This window comes from Skermanella mucosa, assembly GCF_016765655.2.
GTDB lineage: Bacteria > Pseudomonadota > Alphaproteobacteria > Azospirillales > Azospirillaceae > Skermanella > Skermanella mucosa.
Window position 1 is genome coordinate 216,737 of record NZ_CP086109.1, and the last position, 14,839, is coordinate 231,575.

Sequence of the window (14,839 nt, forward strand, 5' to 3'; positions counted from 1 at the left end):
GAAAACATGATGTGGAAATGCACTTACCGCTGGTGCACCGGGAATGCGGATGGACCTACTATTTTACCGAAACCGGCACTCCGGTTTTCCCCATCACTTTCAAAGATGTCTACGTTACCGAGGCGCCCGGCCTGCCGGCCGAATCCAACTTCGTGTATCCTTGCAAAGGCCTCCCTGCGGGCGCGGTCCGGAATGGAAACAAGATCGCGTGGCCGCAAAAGCCTTACAACGGCTACATCACTGTCGGCAGGCGAGGCTTCGTCAAGTCCGAACAATGCGGCATCGGCTACGCCAGGGACGAGTCCGTCATCTGCCGGGAAGGCATCAGCTTCGTCAAAGGAGCGAACGTTTACGAATTCACGGCGATCTCGGACAAGACCTGTTTCGAATTGTTCCGGACGGGCAGCACCAGCGTCACGGTTACCGATATTGTCCTTCGGAATGGCGGCTGACGCCGCTGTTCATGGAGGAGCAGGCCCGGAGCGTCGGCTCGAGTGACCCGGAGCAAGACCCGGGAGCCCCGCAGCTCCCGGACCTGCGGTTCGTTCAGTTCCTTGCTTAGGTCCAGTAGGTCTGCATGGCTTCGTTCCGGGCTTCGACGAACTCGGCAGGGAGGGGTTTCTGGAGTTCGTCGGGCACCAGCTTCGCGAAGAACAGCTTCTTCAGCGCGTCGGCTTCCGGATGGTCGGGCTGGCTGTCCAGTTCGAGCCGGCCCCGTTCCGTGCGGTAGTCGTAGTACTCGTATTCCATCCCTTCCGGCTGGGGAGTGGCTTCGTTCGTCTTCCAGAAGGAATAGGTGCCGAGCTTGCCCGTCTCCGTGATGACGCCGACGGCATGCTCCGGCGCCCGCCAGTAATTGTCCACGTTCGGGTAAATCTCGTCGGTCGAATGCAGCGCATAGGCGCGGCCGGGAGCGCCCGGTTCCGACAGCATCGTGAACAGGTCGGCCCGGCTGCCGTAGAGGGCGTGGAGCGTCGGATCCTTCAGCCAGTCGTTCCCGCCGGTGGCGAGCGACAGGTAGAACGGCACGAGATCGACGCTGGAGGTCAGATGGGTGCGCGGGACCTCCGGGAACCGGGCGTACCGGCCGGTGAAATCGCGGACGATCAGGGGAACCTGGACGGGCTCCCTGTAGACGCCGCCCTTGCCCTGGAGTCCGTGGGCGCTGGAGTATTCGCCATGGTCGGAGGTGAAGATCACGACCGAATTTTCGCGGATCCCCGGCGGGATGTTGCCCAGGAACTGGCCGATCTGGCGGTCCACTTCGAGAATGGTCTGGTTATAGACGTTCTGGGCCTTGATCCAGTAGTCGAACGGCGCGAACGCGGCGCCCTGGCCCGGGAGGTCCGACTTTACGACCTTGAAGCCCGTCCCGGACCCGTCGTCGCTGATGCCGCCCCAGATCACGTCCGACCAGGTGCGGAAATAGCGCTGCAGCTTCGGCTTGGACGCGAGCTGCCCGGCCGATTCCCAGTTTTCCGGCAGGGCATAGTGGCAGTCGGGCGGCGTCTCCTGCTGCACGATGTTGACGCCGTAAGCGAGCGCCGGCGTCAGGTCCGCTTCCTTGAAGAGGCCGGTGTAGCGCTCGGCCTCGATGCGGGCCTCGGCGGCGGCGCCCTGTTCCGCGCCGGCATTCTCCCGCAGCTGGGCCTTCACGTTCTCCTTGTTGATGCGGTTCCGCATCCAGCCGATGGCCTGGGCGGCGATCAGGCTGTCGTTCGGCGTCACCGACCCGTGCGTCGCGTTGGACGGGACGCCGCCCAGGCCCTCGCCGGGGTTGCCGATGGGGTCCGGCGTGGTCAGGCCACCGGCGCGGGAAAGGCTCCTCACGCGCTCGCGGCATGCCGCCAGCGCAGGATCCGGCGTCCCGCCGCACAGGGCATGGCGGTCAGCAGCGCCACCGTCCCGAACTGCCAGAACAGCACCATGAGGCTGGCGTCCTGCGCATGGAACAGCCGCAGGATGAGATCGTCTGTCCGCATGGCGTCAGGCTCCCCTGCCGAGCGCCGCGCGCAACGACCTGATGGCTCGGTGCATGGCGACCTTCAGCGCGGCAACGCTCATGCCGGTCGCCGCGGCGGCTTCCTTGAGGCTCATTTCGTCAACCTTCAGCAACTCGACCGCGATCCGTTGCCTGCGCGGCAGGTCGGCGATCGCGATCCGGAGGCGGTCGGACGTTATGCCTTCCCGATCCGTACCCGCAGCGTCACCGGCGAAGTGTTCGGGTGAAAAGGCTTCCGGCGGGGCTTCGATCGCCACTTCGCTGACTGCCCGCCGGGCATGGCGGCGGGCGGCGTCGGCCACCCGATTGCGGACGATGGCAAGCAGCCAGGGCAGGAACGGACGCCCCGGATCGTAGGCGTGGCGCACGGCGTGGACCGACAGCAGCACGTCCTGCACGATGTCCTCGGCATCCGGGCCGGTGCCCCAGCGGCTTCCGACGGTGCGCCGCACGATGGGCGCTACCTCTCGCAGCAGGCGTGCATAGGCAGCGGCGTTCCCGGCCTGTGCCGCGCGCATCAGCACCGCCAGGTGATCCCGATCGTCGTCCGGCATCTGCATCTCCATCCGCATGTCCCTGTTTGCGGTTGGGGTTGCGGTCGGACGAGAATGCCCGGATTCCCCTGCGGAACGCGCTTCAAGCCTTCACACGTTTGCGTGAGCGGCGTGATCGGCGCCGCCGGTCATCGGGACTGCGCGTCGGCGACGATCTTCGCGAAGATGCCGTCCAATTCCCCGGCCATGGAATCGAGTTCGGCATTCCCGTAAGGAGCGAAGACGCTGGACGGCTTGCGATAGGTCAGCGTCGCCGTGCCGTCGTCGGCTTCCGTGAGGTACAGGCGCAAGGGCGCCTCGATCCCGGCCGGCACGCTGGCCTTCAGCATCCGCACGGCGAAATCGGGGCGGTACACCATGATTACCGCGTTGCCGGGAATCGTGACGCCGATGGACTGCGCACCCCGGGTAGCGCTCGCTTCGGCCACGATGCCCATCCGGTTCTCCTTGATGGCTTGACGCAGCCGGTCGTCGAAGGCGGTGAAGGGAACGTCCGTGTCGATCACGACCGTTCCCGAGCGCTGCGCACCGCCACCAACCATCGCGGCATCCGTCTGGGCATTCGCTTGCACGGCGGGCAAGGAGGCAACCAGTGTCAATGCGACCAATGTCGATGCGAACAGTGTCGATGCGAAGGGAGCGCGTTTCATGTCGGCCTCCGGGGCAGGTTGGGTGCGCATCATACCCGGGTTCCCGCCCGCGCGGCGTGGAGCATGCGCATGCGTGCACGGCTTCGATCCCATCGTCCGCGAGGGCCGGGGAAGGTGCCCGGTCCCCGCGGACTTGGGCGGTCACCTGACCGCGGTCACTTCGCGGCGCAGGGATTCACCGGCGCGCACGGACTGGCGGCGGCCTTGGCCGCGCACGGATTGGCCAAAACCTTGGCCGCGCAGGGGTTGGCCGAGGCCTTGACCGCGCACGGGTTGGCGGCCGGTTTCCCCGCGCACGGGTTGGCTGCGGCCTTGGCCGCGCAGGGGTTGGCCGCCTTGGGCGCGCAGGGATTGGCCTGCGCTCCGGCCGGCCCGGCGACGGTCGCCGCTCCGCCGATCAGCGCAGCGGCCCCGGCGATCAGCATCATTTTCCTCATGCCCGTCATCTCTCTCTCCCGTCGTCTCGTTGGCGTGCGGAAACCTGCGTCGGCTTCCCGGACCGGGTTCGTTCCGCAGGAGCGCCAGGTTACGGTCGCCCGTATCGCAGGAGCCCGCATCACGCCGATGTGATGCGGCTTGATCGGGCGTCCCAGGCGGCCTTGACCGCCGCCACCTGGTCCACCAGCGAGATGTCGAGCGCCGAGGTGATCTCCAGGCCCCGGTCCTCGAAGACGTCGGTGTCCGGGTGCGCGGTCCGTCGCCGGGCTATCGCAAGGTCGCGCCCGCGCAGCAGCGCCTCGATCTGAGGACGGAAAAGAACGGCCATCGCCGTGATCCAGCGGTTGAGCGGCCAGGAGGGGCGGGGCAGGTCGATGACGAAGCGGTCGAGCATGGCGATGACGTCGTCGGCCGCGTACCATGTTTCGCCGGTCACCCAGCGGTTCGTGGTGAACAGGCGAACCGGCAGTCCCTCGCGGCTCATCGAGATCGCGAACAGGTGGGACAGCGCCGCCTCGTCGCCGGCACCGGCGTCCGCCGGTGCGTTCCCCGGCGCCGGCCGCGTGCCGGGCGGCATTCCGGCCGGGCGCAGGAAGGTATGGAAATGCCCGTAGTCGTGCCACCCGCGCTCTTCGGGCGGGTGGGCATGGAAGTAATATTGGGCGTGGGTCTCCGGGTCGTAGACATCGTCCGGCGGGTAGTGCTCCCACTCGGTGAAGGTGCCGTTGCCGCGCAGCACCTCGCCGACGAGGTTGTCGCCGCCCTTGCGCAGCACGCGCACGCAGTCCACGGCCTCCGCCGCCGCTTCGGCCATACGCTCGATCGTCGCGTCGTCAAGATTCATCATGTCGGGTCCATCCTGGCGGTTCTCTCGATTGGCAGGCGATTTCACCTCGGGCGATAGCCGCATCAAGGTCGCGACGAAGCTGCGGACACCCATGAGCCGAGGCCGCGATCGCACGAATCACACAGGGCGACGAGATCCAGGACATGGTCGACGCCGGCGACTTGCCGCGCGGCCAGCACGGTCGCGGCGCAATCCCCGGCGTACCCCTGGCGCCGAGCCAGCTCGAAGGTGTCCAAGGTCGTCAGGGCACGGGTTCCCTCGGCCTTGTTGTGCTTCTCCAACTTGCTGGCGAGGTTTACCGGATCGCCGATCACGGTATATTCGAGCCGCGTATCGTCGCCGATCGCGCCGAAGATCACGCGACCGGTCGTCACCGCTATTCCAAAGCCCAGGGGTGGCGCGCCCGAAGCCTCACGAGCCCGGTTCCAATCCTCCATGGCGTCAAGTACGGCGTCGGCCGCGGCCAACGCATCGGCCGCATAGCTGTTCGCCGCCCGGTCCGTCCCGAAGGTCGCCATGATGCCGTCCCCCAGGAACTTGTCGATCGATCCGCCATGTTCCCGGATTACGGGCACGATACGCTGCTGGTAGTCGCCGAGCAGCCGAAGCACGTCGTAAGGCGGCAGGATGGCGGTCAGTTGCGTGAAGCCACGCAGATCGATCATGACGATGGCGGCCTCGCACGTCTCCCCCTGGCCGACGACGATGCGTTCCCCGCCACCGGTGATGCGCCGTGCGACTTCGGGTGCGAAGAAGCGGGCCAGTTCCCGGGCCGCGCTGCCTTCGGTGACCGCCAGCACGAGCAGCCGCCGGGCACGCGCCAGGGCCATCGTCAGGATCAGCGTTACCACGATGATGGCGAACATCTTGTCGAACTCGGCACCGAGCAGGATTTTGTTTCCCGTCATATATTCGATGTAATTGCGCGTGATCACACCCGTCCCGAGTTCTCCCACGACCGCATTGATCACCAGCAATCCCCAGCCGACCACTCCTGTCATGCCGGTAATCAGCACATATCGGGGATCGAAACGAAGCGCTCGAAGCGAAATGAAGATGAAGACGTACAGAAGAGTTGGCGCCTTGAGATAAAAGCTGGGCGGCTGAGCATACTGGATATGAAAAGACCAGATCAGCACCATGAGCAGACCCATGTCGAACACGGCCGAGATCGTCAACGGCCAGGGCCGAAAGGTCGCGACGCTTGCCCAGGCGATCCGGACGACGGTCAAGGTGATATAGATTCCCAGGACCCAGGGGACCGGCTGCAAACCGGCGACACCACTGTCGGCCGCCTTCGGCGCCAGTGAATAGAGGGTTGTGAACGTCAAGGCCAAAAGGATTTGGACCCAACCGATCAGGACTTCGCTTTCGTGCTCTTGCGCCCGGATCCGAATACGGATGTGCTCCGGCAACCGCTCGATCGGCGTATAGCGTCCAAGAAGCAATTCGCAAAAGTAGCTGAGCCAAACCTGCATCGTAGGACAACCATATCCAAGGGATAGTAGGTCATTATCGCAGGTAGGCGGCCAGGAGCATGATCAAACCTGCGTGATTGACTTTTGCGGCCCGGCACCTGGTCTGTTCTCGCGGCTTCGCGCGTTTCGGGAACGGCTTGACGGCAGGGGCGGCGGAACGGGGAGGACGTCATGGCCGGTGATCCGGGCCAGCCTCTCCATCGGGTTCGATCTTCCCGTCGGTTTCCCGATTGAACCAGCGCCCCCACGCCGCTGTTGACGGGGTCGAGGCCCGGACATCGCGCGGCGCCCAAGCAAGAACAGGCACCCAGGAGGGAGAAGAATCCATGTCCAGACCCGTCGTCATCGCCGTCGCGATCACCGGATCGGTGCCGCGCAAGAAGGACAATCCGGCGGTGCCGGTGACCCCATCGGAGCAGGTGGAATCGACCCACGAGGCGTTCGAGGCCGGGGCCAGCCTGGTGCATATCCATGTGCGCAACCCGGACGAGACGCCGTCCTCCAGCCCGGAGCTGTTCGCTCGGGTCCAGGAGGGAATCCGCAAGCATTGCCCGGGCATGATCATCCAGTTCTCGACCGGCGGGCGCGGGCGCGACCAGGCGGCGCGCGGCAGCGCCCTCTACCTGAAGCCCGACATGGCGTCGCTGTCCACCGGCTCGGTCAATTTTCCGACCATCGTCTACGAGAACGCGCCGGCGCTGGTGACCGACCTCGCCACCCGGATGAAGGAGAACGACATCCGGCCGGAGATCGAGATCTTCGACCTGTCGCACATCCACGGCGCCAGGCGGCTGATCGACGAGGGGCTGATGGGCAGCCGGCCGCACGTCCAGTTCGTCATGGGCGTCAAGAACGCGATCCCGGCGGACGAGCACCTGCTGGAGATCCTGCTGGGCGAGCTGAAGCGGGTGATCCCGGAGGCGACCTGGACGGCGGCCGGGATCGGGCGCTTCCAGGGCGAGGTGATGCGGTGGGTCCTGGAGCGGGGCGCCGACGGCGTGCGCACCGGGCTGGAGGACAATATCCGCATCGCCAGGGACCGTCTGGCCCGCAGCAACGCCGAGCTGGTCCAGATCGCCGCCGAACTGTGCGCGAAGAACGCCGCCCGGCCCGCGACCGTCGAAGAGGCCAGGCGGTTGCTCGGTATCCGCGCCGCCTGACCGACGGGGAAGCCGCCGCGATGACACCAACGGCGGCCCCGCTTGCCGCTTTCACTTAAACCTTCTGGGGAAACATTTTGGAAAACATCGATCTCTGGTCCCAACTCGCGGCGCTGGGACAGGTCATCGCCATCGACCTCGTCCTGGCGGGCGACAACGCCATCGTGGTCGGCATGGCCGCCGCCGCGGTGCCGATGGAACAGCGCCGCAGGGTCATCTTCTGGGGCATCGGCGCCGCCATCGGCCTGCGCATCTTCTTCGCCCTGATCACGACCCAGCTGCTCGCGATCATCGGCCTGACCCTGGCCGGCGGCGTGCTGCTGCTGTGGGTCTGCTGGAAAATGTACCGCGAGCTGCGCTCCCATGGGAGGGACGAGGTGGCGCCCGACGAGGCGATGGAGGCGAAGGCCGCGGCGGCCGCCGGGGGCGTGACCTTCGGCGCCGCCATCTGGCAGATCGTCGTCGCCGACGTGTCCATGTCGCTGGACAACGTCCTGGCGGTGGCGGGTGCGGCCAAGGACCATCCGACGATCCTGGTCATCGGGCTGCTGCTGTCCGTGGTGCTGATGGGGGCCGCCGCCAACATGATCGCCCACGTGCTGCACAAGCACCGCTGGATCGGCTGGGTCGGCCTGGTGATCATCACCTACGTCGCGCTCGACATGATCTGGCGCGGCAGCCGCGAAGTGCTGGCGCACACTGCCTGGTTGACCTGAGGAACCACCGGGAATGCGGCGTTCCCTGGCGGCGGATCGACCTGATCGGGTACCGTTCCAGCGGGGGCGCCGCAAACGTGATTCAGGTTCTTGCCACAGATTACGGCGATGGACAAAGATATGGACCGGATTATCTGAGTGTATCGCCGTGATCTGTGGCCAGTTTTCTTCATTCCATGCCGGTTTCGAACAAGGCAGGCCGTGTGGAATGGTTCAAATCGGTCGGAAACCGCACCCTCCGGTTCGTTCATCGGGCTGGTCCGCCTACAACAAGCGGATGATCGCCGGCGCCATCACCGCCCGGATCAGGGCGGGCGCGTTGCCAGCCCCGCGGTGGCGCGTCGGGACACCTCGAAGACGGGGACCGGGTCCCGCTTGCCCTTCAGCGTGACCGGCGGCAGGCTGACCGTCTCGAACTCGGCGCAGTCCCGGATCGCCTGCTCGACGGTCTCGCTCAGCAGGATGTTGCCCGGCTTGGCGTGGGAGCACAGCCGGGCCGCGAGGTTCACATTGTCGCCCAGAACCGTGTAGTCCATCCGGTCCAGGCTGCCCATGGCGCCCATCACGACCTCCCCGGCATGGAGGCCGATCCCGACGGACAGCTTCCAGTCCGGATGCCGGGCGCTCAGCGAGGCGATCTCCTCCTGGATGTCCAGGGCGGCCCGGGCGGCGTTCGCCACCATGTCGTCCCCCTGGAACACGGCGAGGAGCTGGTCGCCGACATACTTGTCCACGTCGCCGTGGTGGCGCTGCACGATCTCCGCCTGGTGCTGGAAGTAGAAGTTCAGCATCTCGACCACCGTCTCGGGATCGACCCGCTCGGCGAAGGCGGTGTAGCCGCGGATGTCGGAGAACAGCATGGCGACGCGCTGGCGCTCGCCGCCCAGCTTGATCCCGCCGTCCGAGTTGCGGATCGCCAGCATGGTTCCGCCGGAAACGAATTTCTGCAGATGGAAGCGCTCGTTCAGGCCGACCACCATGGCGTTGATTCGCTGGGCCAGGTCGCCGATCTCGTCCCGGGAACGCACGTTCCGGACGCGCGCCTGGAAATTGCCGCGGGCGACCTCCCCGGCGACGCGGTCGATCTCGATGATCGGCCGGCTGATCCGGATGGCCAGCAGGATCGCTCCGGCGACTGCGGCCGCCACGCCGGCCAGCACCCACTGGAACAGGCTTCCGATCATGCGGTCCACCGCGAGATAGGCATCCTCCTGGCGTTTCTCGACCATCACGACCCAGTCGAACGGGCGCGGGAAGGCATAGGCGCCCAGCATCGCCTGGCCGTCCGGCCGGACATAGGGTCCGGCGGCGATGGTCCGGTTGCCCGTCCTCAGCAGGTCCAGCGCCTCGGCCGCCATGGCGACGCCGCCCAGGTCGCCGCGCCCGGGGTCGAACACCCGGCGGCCCTCCCGGTCGACGACGGTGACGAAGCCCGTCTTGGCGAAGGGGTGGTTCTCCAGGAAACGCCGGGTGCGGTCCAGGTCGATCCGGACCGACAGGACCGCCGGCGCCCCGGCGAAACGGGAGCGCAGCGGCAAGACGATGGTCGCCAGCCAGTCGTCGGTCGCCGGCACGTGGCTGACGTCGCCCCGGTTGACCTCGCCGCTGTCCACGGCGGCGCGGATCGCCTCCTCCGGCAGGCGCAGCACCTGCAGCGGGTCGAGTCCGGCGCCGGACAGGCGCTTGGCGAACAGGCCGTTGGTCACCACCACCGGGACCGGCGCTCCCTCCACCGTGATCTGGAGGGCCGCGAACTCGGGCAGGTCGGTGATGCCCAGGGTCAGCAGGGCGATCTTCTCCGGCACGCCGAGCCGCTGGTCGTCCAGCGCGTTGCGGATCAGCAGCAGCGGCGCCAGCCAGGTGCGTTCGGCCCGGTCGTTGATCTCCGCCACGATCTGTTCCGCCGTGGCGGCCAAGTCGCCGTTGGCCGAGCTTTTCAGCTCGTCCTGGACGATCCTGACCATGCTGCGGCCCGCCACCAGCAGCGGCACGACCGCGATGGCGATCGCGAAGACCAGGAGCTTGTTGCGCAGGCTGATCTGCACCGGATGCTCCTACCCCACCGGTCAGCGCCGCGCCGTGGCGCCGTCGCGCTCGGCCACGGTTTCCTCATGCCCGCGGACGTTGACCGTCAGCCCGCCCTCGGTCACCCCGCAGGCCAGGCCGGAGCGGTCGCGGACGGCTACCCGGACCTTGTAGAGTCCGGGCCGGGCGAAGGCGTGGCGGAGCTTCTCGCCGGTGCGCGTCGTCCCGTCGCCCAGGTCCCAGACATAGTCGAGCGCCGAGCCGTCCGGATCGACCGAGGCCGAGGCGTCGAACAGCACGTCGTCATGGGCTCCTCCCGCGAAGGCCTCCCGGTCGGTGCCGGCCTCGACCACCGGGGCGGCGTTGACATGGACCCGGGCCACGTCCTCCGCCACCGCGCAGGGCGAGCCGGAATCGTCGGTCACCGACAGGCGGACCGGGTAGAGGCCCGGCTGGGCGAAGCTGTGGCTGACCTTGGCCCCCGTGGCCTGGGTTCCGTCGCCGAAGTCCCAGCGGTACTCCACCAGCTTGCCGTCCCAGTCGATCGACCCGGAGGCGTCGAACGCGACCGGGGTTCCGGGGCAGGTGCCGCGATCCGGCCCGGCCGAGGCTTCCGGGGGCCGGTTGACGTGCAGGGCGTAAGCGGCGCTCCGGCGGCTGTTGGCGAGACCCGCCCCGTCGTCGGCGACCAGCCGGACATGGTAGGTGCCGGGATCGGCGTAGGTGTGGGAGATGTCGGCCCCCTCGGCCCGGGAGCCGTCGCCCAGGTCCCATTCGAACCGCGCCAGGGCGCCGTCGGCATCCTTCGACCCGGCGGCGCTGAGCGCCACCGGCCGGCCGAAGCAGGCGCCGCCGGCCACGGCGATGGCGGGTTCGGGCGCCGCGTTGACCGTCACGGTCGCGGTGTCGGTGACGGTGCTGTTGGCCACGCCGGCGTCGTCGGTCACGGTCAGCGTGACCTTGTACGTGCCGCTCTCGGCATAGCGGTGCCGCGCCGCCATGCCGGTGCCGGTGGTGCCGTCGCCGAAGTCCCACTCGTAGCGGGTCACGGCACCGTCCGGGTCGGCGGAGAGGGAGCCGTCGAAGCCGACCTCCTCCCGCGTCGCCACGGTCCGGTCGGGGCCGGCGTCCGCCACCGGCGGGGCGTTGGCGATGATGCGGTGCTGGACCGTCACGGCGCTGCACGAGGTCGCCTCCGCCGCCGGCTGGACCGACAGGGTCGCGACATAGGGGCCAGGCTGGGCGTAGACGTGCTCGACCTCGGCCCCTTCCGCCGCCGTGCCGTCGCCGAAGTCCCAGCGATAGGCCGCGATGCCCCCCTCGGTCCCCGCCCTGAAGGCGGCGGGGGCGCCGACCGGGATGCGGGCCGGCGCGTCGATGCTTGCCACCGGGGCGGCGGCGACCTGGACCGCCAACTCGTCGGTGTCGGTGTTGTCGCACTGGCCGCCGCGGTCGCCCTCGATGGTCAGCAGCACGCGGTAGCTTCCCGGCCGGCGGAAGACATGGACGGGGCTCTCGCCGCCGCCCGTGTTGCCGTCGCCGAAGTCCCAGGTGAAGCGGTTGACCACGCCGTCGAAGTCGCGCGACTGCGAGCCGTCGAAATGCACCTCGGTGTTGGCGCAGACCATGCGGTCGGGTCCCGCCTCCGCGATCGGGGATTCGTCCACCACGACGACCAGCCGGTCGGTGTGGCTGGCGCGGTCGAAGCCGGACTCGTCCTGGACCGTCAGGGTCACGGGATAGACCGCGCCGGACCGGTATGTCTTGGTCGGATTGACCGTGTCGGCCCCGGTCCCGTCGCCGAAATCCCAGCCGTAGCGCAGCAGCCCGCCGTCGGGGTCGAACGACTTGCTCCCGTCGAACAGCACCACGTCGCCGGCGCAGACCTGCCGGTTGTCGCCCGCCACCGCGACCGGCGGCTGGTTGATGGTCACCGTGATCGCGGTCGAGGCCCTGGCGTTGGCGAGGCCGGTGCCGTCGTCCACCGTCAGGGTCACGGGATAGGCGCCGCCCTCGGCGTAGGCGTGGGTGACCCGCTCCCCGCCGGCCGGTTCGGAACCGTCGCCGAAGTCCCAGCGGAAGGTCAGCGGGTCGCCGTCGGCGTCGGCGGAGGACGAGGCGTCGAAATCGATGACCGTGGTGCCGCTGACGATGTCGGGACCGGCCGACGCGACCGGCGCCGCGTTGATCCGGATCGCGACGCTGTCCTGGGCGGTGCCGTTGAGCGCGCCGGAGGAGTCGGTCACGGTCAGGCGGGCGGTGTAGCTGCCGGGCTTCTCGAACCGCCGTGCCGTGGCGCAGCTCTCCGCCCGGGTCTCCGTGTCGCTGAAGGTCCAGCGGTATGCGGCGAGCGGGCCGTCGGCGTCGAACGAGTTGCAGCCGTTCAGCCTGATCTCCTCGCCGGGCGCCGCCCTGCGGTCCGGGCCGGCGTCGGCGACCGGCTCGGCATTGACGAAGACCAGCGCCTCGTCGAAATCCACCGCGTCGGACTGGCCGGTGTCGTCGCGCACCGTCAGGCGGACCCGGTAGGTGCCGGGCTCGGCGAAGCGGTGGGTCGCCTGCGGGCCGCCGGCGCCGCTGCCGTCGCCGAATTCCCACTGGTAGCCGGCGATGTCGCCGTCGGGATCGAGCGAGCCGCGGGCGGAGAACGTCACGGTCTGGCCGGGCGAGACGGTCTGGTCCGGCCCCGCGTCGGCGATCGGCGCCGCGTTCACCAGCACCCGCATCGTGTCGGAATCGCTGCTCCGCACGGTGCCGGAATCGTCGGTCACGGTAAGCCGCACGAGATAGTCGCCGACCTTGCGGTAGACATGGGTCGGTGTCGGCCCGGTCCCGGTGGAGCCGTCGCCGAAGTCCCAGTCGTAGCGCGCGATGCGCCCGTCCGGATCGGTCGAGCCGCCGCCGTCGAACGAGACCTGGCTGGCCGTCACGATCTGGTCGGGACCGGCGTCGGCCACGGGGGGCGCGTTGACGGTGACGGTCAGCTCGTCCTCGCCCGTGCTGGTCGAGGTCCGGGAATCGTCGGTCACCACCAGCCCGACGCGATAGGTGCCGGGCGTCCGGTAGGCGTAGGCCGCCTGCGGGCCCGATCCCCGGGCGCCGTCGCCGAAGTCCCAGGCATGGTCGATCAGGGTGCCGTCGCGGTCGGTCGAGGCCGAGGCGTCGAACGGGATCCGCTCGCCGACCGCCACCCGCCGGTCCGGCCCGGCCTGGGCCGTGGGCGGGTCGTTGACCACGGCGCGCAGCGCGCTGCGGGTGACGCTGTTGGCGACGTCGGCGTCGTCGCGAACGGTCAGGACAACGCGGTAGGTTCCGGGCCGGTCGAAGGCGTGCTCCACCGCCTGGCCCTCGGCCGACGCGCCGTCGCCGAAGTCCCAGGCGTGGGCGGATATCCGCCCGTCCACGTCATAGCTGCTGCCGCCGTCGAGCCGGAGAACCTCGCCCACGGAAAGCCGCGCCTCGGTCCCCGCCACGGCGACCGGCGGCGCGTTGACCCGCACCACGGCCGTGTCGGTCCCGGCGTTGCAGGGCGGGGCCGTGTCGTCCTCCACCGTCAGGGTCACGGTGTAGCGGCCGGGAGCGGCATAGGCCCGGCTCGCCCGGACCCCCTCGCCGCGCGAGCCGTCGCCGAAGTTCCACAGGCGCCGGGCGATCGGCCGGTCGCCCGCCCGGGAGGCGGAGGCGTCGAACCCGACCGCCTCCCCCGGCGCCACCAGCCGGTCCGCTCCAGCCTCGGCGGCCGGGGGCCGTTTCAGGAAGACCGGGACGGGCAGGGCGGTGCCGTTGCCGATGGTGCCGGAGCCGTCGAGCACCCGCAGCGTTCCCGAATAGCTGCCGGGGCCGGGATAGCGGTGGGTGACGGTCCGGCCCTCGCCGGCCGAGCCGTCGCCGAAATCCCAGGCGTAGCGCAGGGAATCGCCGTCCGGATCGAGGCTGGCGCCGGCATCGAACGACACCGAGTAGCAGTCCGCCAGCGTCTCGACCGCGGCCGCGGCCTGCGGCCGCTGGTTGGGCCGCTTCGCCAGGGCGGGAAGGGCGATGGGGACCGGGCGGCCCTGGTCGTCGGTGACGGTGAAGGTGGCGTCGTTCGGCACCTCCTCCCCGCCGCCGAACAGGATCGCCGCCGTCTGGCCGGCTTCGCCGGGCGCCAGGGCGACGGTGGTGGAACGCCAGTCGCCCTGGCCCGAGGCGGCCAGCGGCTGGCTCCGGAAGGCCGACGCGAAGGAAACCTCGCCGTTGGCCGCGTCGAAGTTGGCGACCGTCAGGCTGCGGGCGTCGGCGGGGACCAGGAAGCGCAGTTCCGCGACCGAGCGCTTGTCGGGCATCCGGACCGTCGGGCGGTAGGCCAGGACCTGCAAGCCCGGGGGTTCCAGGTTGCGGTGATCGCGCAGGCTGACCGTGGCCGTGAACAGGTTGGCGTCGTCGCCGCCCAGCCCCTCGACCACGAGCCTGAACACGCGGCGCCCGTCCATCAATTCGCCGTCCTCCGGGTCGAAGGCGGCCAGCGTCGTCCATTTGCCGTCGCTTTCCGGGTCCAGGGCGAAGTCGCGGGCGGCCAGTTCCGTCCCGGCGTCCGTGGACGCACCCGCGCCGCCGAACAGTCGGAAGCGGGCCTGGGTGTCCGGCTTGCCGTAGACCAGGTCGTGCTCGCCGCCCAGGTCCGGGTCGAAGACGCGGAGGAAGAGCTGTTCGCGGCTGTCCTGGGGAACGCTGAGGAGGATCACCTCCCGGTGGTCGTCGTCGCCCTCGACGGGCAGGGCCTTCGGGCCGTAGGTCACCGACAGGGGCCGTTCGGGTGGCGTGCCCTGCGCCAGGGCGCCGGTGGTCGCCCCCAAGACCGCCAGGGCGGCGCACAGCCTGACGGGACGTGTTGACAGAGATACCAAGCCGATGCCCTTCGCCATGCCCGTCTCCCTTTGAAACCCTGATACCGTAGGTCGGCCTTCGCGACGCGAACGCCGACAGCACC

12 protein-coding genes are annotated in these 14,839 nt (G+C 69.0%); 3 read left to right on the forward strand and 9 right to left on the reverse strand.

Annotated features, from left to right (window positions below; genetic code table 11):
* The first annotated feature begins 17 nt into the window (after positions 1-17).
* Complete coding sequence (locus tag JL100_RS35885; protein WP_228421785.1) at positions 18-452, forward strand: hypothetical protein; 435 nt, start codon at positions 18-20, stop codon at positions 450-452.
* Positions 453-558: 106 nt separating this feature from the next.
* Here the strand turns inward: JL100_RS35885 and JL100_RS35890 are convergent, their stop codons facing one another.
* From JL100_RS35890 to JL100_RS35920, 7 genes are all read right to left on the reverse strand, one after another.
* Positions 559-1,830 (reverse strand): sulfatase-like hydrolase/transferase, encoded by a 1,272-nt coding sequence (locus JL100_RS35890; RefSeq protein ID WP_202685268.1) that lies wholly within the window; start codon positions 1,828-1,830, stop codon positions 559-561.
* Positions 1,827-1,982, reverse strand: coding sequence for an NrsF family protein (locus JL100_RS35895; protein ID WP_202685269.1), 156 nt, complete (start codon positions 1,980-1,982; stop codon positions 1,827-1,829). The genes JL100_RS35890 and JL100_RS35895 overlap by 4 nt, the downstream gene beginning before the upstream one ends.
* Before the next feature lie 4 nt (positions 1,983-1,986).
* Positions 1,987-2,556, reverse strand: coding sequence for an RNA polymerase sigma factor (locus JL100_RS35900; protein ID WP_202685270.1), 570 nt, complete (start codon positions 2,554-2,556; stop codon positions 1,987-1,989).
* Between the two features lie 128 nt (positions 2,557-2,684).
* Positions 2,685-3,206, reverse strand: a complete 522-nt coding sequence (locus JL100_RS35905) for a DUF302 domain-containing protein (RefSeq protein WP_228421787.1) — start codon at positions 3,204-3,206, stop codon at positions 2,685-2,687.
* A gap of 155 nt (positions 3,207-3,361) precedes the next feature.
* Positions 3,362-3,652, reverse strand: a complete 291-nt coding sequence (locus JL100_RS35910; protein ID WP_202685272.1) for a hypothetical protein — start codon at positions 3,650-3,652, stop codon at positions 3,362-3,364.
* 110 nt (positions 3,653-3,762) lie between these two features.
* Entirely contained in the window at positions 3,763-4,491 is a 729-nt protein-coding gene (locus JL100_RS35915; RefSeq protein ID WP_202685273.1) for a DUF6969 family protein, read from the reverse strand.
* A 62-nt stretch (positions 4,492-4,553) separates the two neighbouring features.
* Positions 4,554-5,969 (reverse strand): adenylate/guanylate cyclase domain-containing protein, encoded by a 1,416-nt coding sequence (locus JL100_RS35920; RefSeq protein ID WP_202685274.1) that lies wholly within the window; start codon positions 5,967-5,969, stop codon positions 4,554-4,556.
* 326 nt (positions 5,970-6,295) lie between these two features.
* On the opposite strand from JL100_RS35920, the gene JL100_RS35925 reads away from it, so the two are divergent.
* Both JL100_RS35925 and JL100_RS35930 read left to right on the forward strand, forming a co-directional pair.
* Positions 6,296-7,129 carry a BKACE family enzyme gene (locus tag JL100_RS35925; protein WP_202685275.1) on the forward strand — a complete coding sequence of 278 codons (834 nt, stop codon included), beginning with the start codon at positions 6,296-6,298 and terminating at the stop codon, positions 7,127-7,129.
* A 77-nt stretch (positions 7,130-7,206) separates the two neighbouring features.
* Positions 7,207-7,845: a TerC family protein gene (locus JL100_RS35930; protein WP_202685276.1), complete on the forward strand. Its 639-nt coding sequence runs from the start codon at positions 7,207-7,209 to the stop codon at positions 7,843-7,845.
* Positions 7,846-8,150: 305 nt separating this feature from the next.
* On the opposite strand, the gene JL100_RS35935 is transcribed toward JL100_RS35930, so the two are convergent.
* On the reverse strand, positions 8,151-9,890 hold the full coding sequence (locus JL100_RS35935) for an adenylate/guanylate cyclase domain-containing protein (RefSeq protein WP_202685277.1): 1,740 nt from the start codon (positions 9,888-9,890) through the stop codon (positions 8,151-8,153).
* A gap of 21 nt (positions 9,891-9,911) precedes the next feature.
* Entirely contained in the window at positions 9,912-14,774 is a 4,863-nt protein-coding gene (locus JL100_RS35940) for a PKD domain-containing protein (protein WP_202685278.1), read from the reverse strand.
* Positions 14,775-14,839: the final 65 nt, after the last annotated feature.